This is a genomic window from Psychrobacter sp. TB20-MNA-CIBAN-0197, assembly GCF_040309765.1.
Classification (GTDB): Bacteria; Pseudomonadota; Gammaproteobacteria; order Pseudomonadales; family Moraxellaceae; genus Psychrobacter; species Psychrobacter submarinus.
In genome coordinates this window covers 1-243 of the sequence record NZ_JBEOPC010001230.1, presented here as the reverse complement: position 1 = coordinate 243, position 243 = coordinate 1, and the positions used below count along the sequence as shown (strand labels likewise).

At 46.1% G+C, this 243-nt stretch carries 1 protein-coding gene; it reads right to left on the bottom strand.

Features of this window, described 5'->3' with window-relative positions; translation table 11 throughout:
- Positions 1–243 (bottom strand): PLDc N-terminal domain-containing protein (locus AAEY83_RS17875; protein ID WP_351061365.1); only part of this gene is annotated, 243 nt, incomplete at both ends.

Below are 243 nucleotides of genomic sequence, written 5' to 3'. Positions count from 1 at the left end.
AGCAAACGCTGCTTGATACTCAGGTTTTATCGCTTGCGTTAAAGCCGCGTCGCTACCGAACACTTCAGGATTGTGAGTATGCAGTTTATTAATAATTTGCTCATGCTGGCGGTTAAAGTTACGCCCTAAATGTATCTCACCAAACATCCAGTAAACCACGACGCCGACATAAGGCAATATAAACAGCACCACCATCCATGCTAGCCTAGCCGATGAGGTCAAATCATGACGCGAGAGTATCCG